At 62.2% G+C, this 7454-nt stretch carries 6 protein-coding genes and 2 pseudogenes; 4 read left to right on the forward strand and 4 right to left on the reverse strand.

Annotation, left to right across the window (positions count from 1 at the left end; genetic code table 11):
- A pseudogene (locus BLX41_RS35215) lies at window positions 1-785 on the reverse strand (bifunctional aconitate hydratase 2/2-methylisocitrate dehydratase); the annotation flags it as partial.
- Between the two features lie 409 nt (window positions 786-1194).
- Here BLX41_RS35215 and BLX41_RS12695 point away from each other — a divergent pair.
- The gene (locus tag BLX41_RS12695) at window positions 1195-1662 is read left to right on the forward strand and encodes a DUF1289 domain-containing protein (protein ID WP_123725154.1); all 468 of its coding nucleotides are present in this window, start codon (window positions 1195-1197) and stop codon (window positions 1660-1662) included.
- A gap of 356 nt (window positions 1663-2018) precedes the next feature.
- Here the strand turns inward: BLX41_RS12695 and BLX41_RS12710 are convergent, their stop codons facing one another.
- Window positions 2019-2882: a universal stress protein gene (locus BLX41_RS12710; protein WP_123725155.1), complete on the reverse strand. Its 864-nt coding sequence runs from the start codon at window positions 2880-2882 to the stop codon at window positions 2019-2021.
- 292 nt (window positions 2883-3174) lie between these two features.
- On the opposite strand from BLX41_RS12710, the gene BLX41_RS12715 reads away from it, so the two are divergent.
- The 3 genes from BLX41_RS12715 (at window position 3175) to BLX41_RS12725 (ending at window position 5963) form a co-directional block, all read left to right on the forward strand.
- Entirely contained in the window at window positions 3175-3780 is a 606-nt protein-coding gene (locus BLX41_RS12715; protein WP_123725156.1) for a MiaE family protein, read from the forward strand.
- Window positions 3781-3962: 182 nt separating this feature from the next.
- Window positions 3963-4673 (forward strand): winged helix-turn-helix domain-containing protein, encoded by a 711-nt coding sequence (locus BLX41_RS12720; RefSeq protein ID WP_123725157.1) that lies wholly within the window; start codon window positions 3963-3965, stop codon window positions 4671-4673.
- The gene (locus BLX41_RS12725) at window positions 4674-5963 is read left to right on the forward strand and encodes an ATP-binding protein (protein WP_123725158.1); all 1290 of its coding nucleotides are present in this window, start codon (window positions 4674-4676) and stop codon (window positions 5961-5963) included.
- 88 nt (window positions 5964-6051) lie between these two features.
- Here the strand turns inward: BLX41_RS12725 and BLX41_RS12730 are convergent, their stop codons facing one another.
- A complete protein-coding gene (locus tag BLX41_RS12730) occupies window positions 6052-6852 on the reverse strand; it encodes a MipA/OmpV family protein (protein WP_123725159.1) in 801 nt (266 codons plus the stop codon).
- A 6-nt stretch (window positions 6853-6858) separates the two neighbouring features.
- Window positions 6859-7454: pseudogene (locus BLX41_RS12735) on the reverse strand (serine hydrolase); the annotation flags it as partial.

Genomic DNA, 7454 nt, shown 5'->3' on the forward strand with positions numbered 1-7454 from the left:
GGAACGTCGTCGCCGAAGAACCACAGCACCGAGTTGGTGGCCGACTTGCGGGACGAACCGGTGCCGACCACGTCGCCGACGTAGGCGATCGGGAAGCCGTCGTTGCGCATCTGCTCGATCTGCTTCATCGGGCCGATGGAGCCTTGTACGTCAGGCACGATGCCGTCACGGGCCATTTTCAGCATGGCCAGGGCGTGCAGCGGGATGTCCGGACGGGACCAGGCGTCAGGGGCAGGGGAGAGGTCGTCGGTGTTGGTTTCGCCGGTGACCTTGAACACTCGCAGGCTGATCTTGTCGGCCAGTACCGGGCGGTTCTTGAACCACTCGCCGTCGGCCCAGGATTGCAGTACGCCTTGGGCGTGAACGTTGCCGTTCTTGGCTTTTTCCGCGACGTCGTGGAAGGCGTCGAACATCAACAGGGTGTGCTTGAGTTGAGCGGCGGCGACAGGCGCCAGCTCGGCGTCGTCCAGCAGGTTCACCAGGGTCACGATGTTGTAGCCGCCCTGCATGGTGCCCAGCAGTTCAACGGCGCGCTTCTTGTCGATCAGAGGGGAGGAGACTTCGCCTTTGGCCAGCGCGGAGAGGAAACCGGCCTTGACGTAGGCGGCTTCGTCGACTCCTGGCGGAACGCGGTTGGTGATCAGGTCAACGAGGAAAGCTTCTTCGCCAGCCGGGGGGTTCTTCAGCAGCTCGACCAGGCCTGCAGTTTGTTCGGCGTTAAGCGGCTGGGGAACGATACCCAGTGCTGCACGCTCTTCGATATGTTTGCGGTAGGCTTCAAGCACAGTTATTACCCTCATCAGTGGTCCCAAATGGGTGTCCGGGACGCTCATCCCGAAATTGCCGTACTCATGCGCTGCGTGGCGTTGTGGGCCACTTAGCCAGAATTACCGACAATTCCTTACAGAAGCTGCTTTCAAAGTTTTACGCCTGCAGAACGGGGAGCTGATGAGGGTTGGCGCTGGATTTTTCCCCGCTGGAAAAATCCCTCGCCAACACCGCTCTGAAGGAACGACTGTGCTCGTGACGCTTTGAAAACAGCTTCAAACGGACATTGGCGCCTAAAAAGGCTGGCTGATTCTACGGCAAAAAAAATCTAAACGTAAGTTGGCGTATTAAAGTTTGAGGGGTGATCAATGTTAGACAAAGGGCTAACATGCCGGCCTGTTTTGTTTTTCCGCGTGCTGTCTATCTATGCCCAATCAGACCATCAAGACTCCCTGCGTCGGCCTCTGTTCCACTGTCTACGGTGACCTGGTGTGCCGCGGCTGCAAGCGTTTCCATCACGAAGTGATCAACTGGAACGGTTACAACGAGGAAGAGAAACGCGCGGTCTGGCTGCGTCTTGAGCAACTGCTGGTGCAGGTGATGACGGCCAAGCTGGAAGTCTTCGACCCGGCGCGTCTGCGCGAGCAACTGGAACAGCGCAAGATTCGTTTCGTGCCGCACCAGTCCGAGTATTGCTGGGCCTACCAGCTGATTGCCCGGGGGGCACGGGTGATCAACCAGCTCGACGCCTACGGCATGGTGCTGTTGCCGGAGTTTCGCGAGTGGGGCCTGCCGGAATTGCGCGATGCCATTGATCGGGAATTTTTCCTGCTGTCGGAAGCCCATTACCAGCGCTACATCGCCCCGGGTTTCCTCAAGGATGCCCTCGGCTGAGTGCTTCGCTACGCGAATAACTCCCACGCGAATGCCACTGTAGGCGCTGGCTTGCCAGCGAAGGCGGCCGTCAGGGCGGTGCAAGGCTTGCAGGCCTCTTCGCCGGCAAGCCGGCTCCTACGGGGTGAGGTTGATTGGGCTCTGTAGGAGCTGGCTTGCCAGCGAAGGCGGCCGTCAGGGCGGTGCAAGGCTTGCGGGCCTCTTCGCCGGCAAGCCGGCTCCTACAGGGTGAGGTTGATTGGGCTCTGTAGGAGCTGGCTTGCCAGCGAAGACGGCCGCCAGGGCGGTGCAAGGCTTGCCGGCGAAAGCGTCGTCATGGACGGCGCAGATGACGCGATGGCGTTGGGGTGAGAGGCTCAAGCCTTGGCGGCGAGTTCCTCCAGGTGGTCCATGATGTCCGCCGGCTTGAGCACCAGGACGTCGCTGTCCAGGGAGTCGAGCACCACCTCGGCGGTGTTGCCGATCAAGGCCCCCGACAACCCGGTGCGGGCCACGGTGCCGATGATGGTCAGCACGGCCCCCAGCTTGTGGGCCATATGGGGAATCAGCACGTCCGCCGGACCTTCCTCGATATGCAGGTGGTCATCGTCGATATCGAACTCGGCCTGGAACGCCTTGCACTCGTCGCGATAGCGCTTCTCGATGGTTTCCTTGAGCTGGAACACCGGGTCGGATGCCGAGAGCATCGGCGACGGATGGGCACTGATCACGTGCAGTTGGGCCTTGGCCAGGCTGGCGATGTCGAAACCATGGTCGACGATGCTGGCATGCAGGGTGCGGTGTTCGCCGTCCATGTTGCCGACATCGATGGCCGCCATGACCACGCCACCGCCCCAGGGGGTAGCCGTCTTGACCAGCAGCACCGGGGTCGGGCAATAGCGCAGCAGTTTCCAGTCCGCCGGGGTCAGCAGGACTTTCTTCAGCGGGTTGTCATGGGAATGCTGCTTGATCACCAGGCCGCAACCCTCGGCCTGCTGCACATCGATGATGGTTTCATGCAGACTCTCGTTCCAGGCCTGCTCGGTGGTGACGCTGTAGCCTTCGCCGGTCAGGCTGCTCTTGAGCACGCTGAGCAGCGCCGAGTGTTCGTGCTTCTTGTCGCAGACCAGCAGATGCAGGTGGGCCTGGGTGACCCCGGCAATCAGCTTGGCGCGCTTGAGGGCCAGACTTTCGCCAGGCGTGGGATCGATGACCACCAGGATGCTGCGGATACTTTGCATGATCGGGATCTCCAGGAGAGGGATGAACGGCTAGGGTCTGTTCCCGTTTGGCCCAGCAACGCGGCTCGTCACCAAACGGGAACAGACCCTAGCGTGCACAACTATAGTTGCTGGCGCCCGAGCCGGATGTTGATGCATATCAAGCGCGGCCGCTGGTGGTCTGCGACGTGGCCGGTATAATCGCCAGCCTTTCGCTGTGAAGCCTTATTTGTCTCGTGAGCCTCATGTTATCGATCACTGATAGTGCCGCCATTGCTCGCCTTGCTGTGGCGGATTGTTCGGAAATGCACCGATGAACTTCCCGGAAATACATGACTTCCTCGGCTGTCGGACCCCCGACGCCTGGGTCCAGGCGGCCCTGGCCGACCAGGAAACCCTGCTGATCGACCACAAGAACTGCGAATTCAAGGCCGCCAGCACCGCCCTGAGCCTGATCGCCAAGTACCACTCCCATGTCGACCTGATCAACATGATGTCGCGCCTGGCCCGGGAAGAGCTGGTGCACCACGAACAGGTCATGCGCCTGATGAAAAGGCGCAAGGTCGAGCTGCGCCAGCTGCATGCCGGACGCTACGCCTCGGGCCTGCGCAAGGTGGTGCGCAGCCATGAGCCGGTGAAGCTGGTGGACACCCTGGTGGTCGGCGCCTTTATCGAAGCCCGCAGTTGCGAACGCTTCGAAGCCCTGGTGCCGCACCTGGACGAAGAGCTGGGCAAGTTCTACTTCGGCCTGCTCAAAAGCGAGGCCCGGCACTACCAGGGCTACCTGAAGCTGGCCTATCAATATGGCGACGCCAAGGACATCGTCCAGGTGATCGACAAGGTGCGGGCCGCCGAGCAGGAGCTGATCGAGTCCCCGGACCAGGAATTCCGCTTCCACAGCGGCGTGCCGGCCTGGTAAGGCACAACCCTTGCGCCGCCCTTGTGTAAAAGCAGGGGCAAATTGTTAAAAACTCTTAAAAGAATGAAACTTCGCAAAAAACTGCGCCAAGGCCCGGTTTTTGTGGCGTGCGTTAGCCTTTCTTTAACCTCTTGCCCTCTATAATGCGCGCACTCAAATTGTGCGTTCGCTAACGGGTAAGTATGGAAAACCTGGGTCTTGGCAAGGTCCTGCTGGTGGAAGATGACGAAAAGCTCGCCGGTCTGATCGCGAATTTTCTGTCCCAGCATGGCTTTGAAGTGCTGACGGTCCACCGCGGCGATGTGGCCTTGGCGGCCTTTCTCGAATTCAAACCGAAACTCGTCGTGCTCGACCTGATGTTGCCAGGCCAGAGCGGCCTGCACGTGTGCCGGGAAATCCGCGCCGTGGCCGATACCCCCATCGTTATCCTCACCGCCAAGGAAGATGACCTGGACCATATCCTCGGCCTGGAGTCCGGCGCCGACGACTATGTGATCAAACCCATCAAGCCGGCGGTCCTGCTGGCGCGCCTGCGGGCCCTGCAACGGCGCCAGGTGCCGGAAGGGGCGGCCCCGCGCGGTGCCCTGGAGTTCGGCGTGCTGAGCATCGACCGCAGCAGTCGCGATGTGCGCCTGTCCGGCGAGCCGATCGAACTGACCACGATGGAGTTCGAGCTGCTCTGGCTGCTGGCCAGTGCGGCAGGCAAGACCCTGTCCCGGGATGACATCCTGAACCGCATGCGCGGCATCGAGTTCGACGGTCTGAACCGCAGTGTCGACGTCTACATCAGCAAATTGCGCGGCAAGCTCAAGGACAATCCGCGCGAGCCGGTCTGCATCAAGACCGTGTGGGGCAAGGGTTACCTGTTCAATCCGTTCGCCTGGGAGATTTGAATGCTGCGGCTGTTTCTGGGGCTCTACCTGTTCCTGGCCCTTGGCTTTGCCGGGGCCATGACCGCGGTGCAACACATCTTCCTCAACTACCTGGCGGTGGACCTGATCGAGGCCTACAACCGCGATGCGGTGCGCGGGCCGGCCTACAGCCTCAGCGAGCAGTTGCGGCCCTTTGACGAGGCCGGGCGCAAGCATCAGCTGGAGTTGCTCAAGCCCCATTACGGGCTGGGGCTCAAGCTGATGCAGGCAGGCGAACTGGACCTCAACGAGCGGGAGCGGGCGCTGCTGAGCGCCAAGCAACTGGTGGTCCGGGATGATTTCAACGAATTCATTTCCAGCATCGACGGCGGTCCCCAGTTGCTCAGCATCAAGCTGCCGGAAGACCCACCCCTGACCCTGCTCTACAACATCGCCGCCTATGCCTTGCTCGGCGCGCTGCTGGCCATTGTCCTGTACTTCTGGGTGCGCCCGCACTGGCGCGACCTGGAGCGCCTGCGCCTGGCCGCCGAGCGTTTTGGCAGCAATGACCTCAGCACCCGTCTGCAACTGTCCCGGCGTTCCAACATTCGCGAACTGGCCCAGCATTTCAACCGCATGGCGGCGCGCATCGAGGGCCTGATCGCCAACCAGCGCGAGCTGACCAACGCGGTGTCCCACGAGTTGCGCACGCCCATTGCGCGGCTGTCATTCGAGCTGGACCAGTTGCAGCAGCAACCGGACCCGGACGAAAACCGCGAACTGATCGCCGACATGTACGCCGACCTTGGCGAACTGGAGGAAATGGTCTCCGAGCTGCTGTCCTACGCCAGCCTGGAGCACGGCGCGGCCACCATCAATCGCGAGGATATCCAGGCCCAGAGCTGGCTCGACAGCGTGGTCGGCAGCGTCGCCCTGGAAGCAGAAGCGGCGGGGGTGCAGTTGCTGATCCGCTCCTGCCAGGTCGAGTACGTGCGTATCGAGCCGCGCTTCATGGCCCGGGCGGTGATCAATCTGCTGCGCAACGCCATTCGCTACGCCGACCGGCGGGTGGAGGTGTCCCTGGTGCGCCTGGAGCACGGCTACGAAGTACGGGTCAACGATGACGGGCCCGGCGTGCCGGTGGACGGACGGGAGAAGATCTTCGAACCCTTTTCCCGGCTCGACGCCAGCCGTGACCGGCGTACCGGTGGTTTCGGCCTGGGCCTGGCCCTGGTGCGGCGGGTCTCCCAATGGCATGGCGGCAAGGTCGAGGTGGTGGATTCGGAGTGGGGCGGGGCCTCGTTTCGCCTGACCTGGGCCCACATAGACTGACGGCAGCTTCAAACTGCAAGCAAGCGGCAAGCTTCGAGCTTGGCCGCTTGTTTTTTGTGCGGCCGGTTTCCCGGCCGCTTCCGTGGGTTTAAAAACTGTATTCAAGCTGGGTGCCCAGCACCGTTTGCATGCGTCGATCGACGATCGGGCTGTCGCCGGCTTCCTTGCCCAGGTACTGCATGGACAGCAGGGTCGAGAGCTTGGTCTGCTCGTTGAGGGGCAGGGTCCAGTTCAGGTCCAGGCCATTGCTCACCAGCCCGCCCTTGGCGCGGTAGGCGCTGAAGCGACTGTTGGCGGCCTGGGTGCCGCTCACGCCGTACCAGGTCTGCATGTAGTCGGCATTGCCAAACAGGCTGTTGAGGCTGGCATCGATACTGCCGAAACGTCCCTGGTACAGGTTGGTGCCAATACTCAGCTCCAGCTGGCTGTAAGCCGAACCGGTGTCCCGATTGTCATTCTTCTTCACCGCGTGGGTCACCGTGGCTCCCAGTTCGAACGGGCCCAGGTCGTAACCCAGATGGGCGCCGAACTGCGCACGGGACTTGATCTCGCCCATGCCCTTGAGCCGCTTGGAGCCTTGGCCCAGGTGGTTCTTGTCGCGCCGTTCTTCGCTGGGGCCGACCCAGGTGCTGAACGACAGGTCGCCCCATTCATTGCCCCAGCCCAGGCCCTGCTCTGTGTTGAGGAAGATGCCATAGGGACTGATGATCTCGCCGCCGAAAATCGGCGCCACAGTGCGCTCGTCGCTGCCGCTGTAGCGCGGCACGCTGGCCACGCCGCCGTGCACGCCATATTTCCAGTCCTCGGCATGCAGCGCCGCAGACCCCGTGGTCAGGCCGAGCGTGCCCGCCCAAAGGGCGACGGTGGTGCAGCGTTTCAGGCTTTTCATAGTGCTTTAGAACCTCAGGTAGTTGGCGTTGTAGATACGTTTGAACGAGTAGCCGAGGACGTTGACCCCATTGACCTGGCGACGCACGGTGTCGCCCAGCCCGGGGCCATGGCCGGCAATCACCGCATGGGCGTTGTCCACCGGCGTCAGGATGTAATCGGTGAGGGTGCGGCCCTGTTGCAGGCTGCGGATCATCAGGAAACCGTCTTCCAGGGCGATGCTGACGCCGCTCATGGGGGCATTGGCTTCGTCATCGTTGAGGGCGTGATAGGTGCCGACCGTGGCCAGCCAGTTGTCGGGCAGGGGCACCGGTTCGATCCGCTCCCCCACGGCCAGTAACTGGCCGTGGCTCTTGGCGGTGAACACCCGGTTGCCCTGAACGTTCATGACGTCCAGTTGCACCCGTCCCAGATCGCCCAAGTCCTGCTGCCACAGGCCGAGGATTTTCTTCTGCGCGCGCAGCCAGCCGTGTTCGTCGCGCAGTAACTCGAAGCGCGTGCCGGCCAGCTCGCCAAACAGCCGCTGGTCCTGGTCCTTGATGCGCAGCACGCCCCAGGCCGTGGCATAGAAGCCCGCCAGATGCTGGCGGTCGGCGGCTTCCG

Source organism: Pseudomonas protegens, from assembly GCF_003732485.1.
Classification (GTDB): domain Bacteria; phylum Pseudomonadota; class Gammaproteobacteria; order Pseudomonadales; family Pseudomonadaceae; genus Aquipseudomonas; species Aquipseudomonas protegens_B.

What these genes read in the sequence shown, in the direction of transcription:
- BLX41_RS12695 (WP_123725154.1), top strand. Translation starts at nt 1,195, where the DNA reads ATGCCCAATCAGACCATCAAGACTCCCTGCGTCGGCCTCTGTTCCACT.
- BLX41_RS12715 (WP_123725156.1), top strand. Translation starts at nt 3,175, where the DNA reads ATGAACTTCCCGGAAATACATGACTTCCTCGGCTGTCGGACCCCCGAC.
- BLX41_RS12730 (WP_123725159.1), bottom strand. Translation starts at nt 6,852, where the DNA reads ATGAAAAGCCTGAAACGCTGCACCACCGTCGCCCTTTGGGCGGGCACG.
- BLX41_RS12720 (WP_123725157.1), top strand. Translation starts at nt 3,963, where the DNA reads ATGGAAAACCTGGGTCTTGGCAAGGTCCTGCTGGTGGAAGATGACGAA.
- BLX41_RS12725 (WP_123725158.1), top strand. Translation starts at nt 4,674, where the DNA reads ATGCTGCGGCTGTTTCTGGGGCTCTACCTGTTCCTGGCCCTTGGCTTT.
- BLX41_RS12710 (WP_123725155.1), bottom strand. Translation starts at nt 2,882, where the DNA reads ATGCAAAGTATCCGCAGCATCCTGGTGGTCATCGATCCCACGCCTGGC.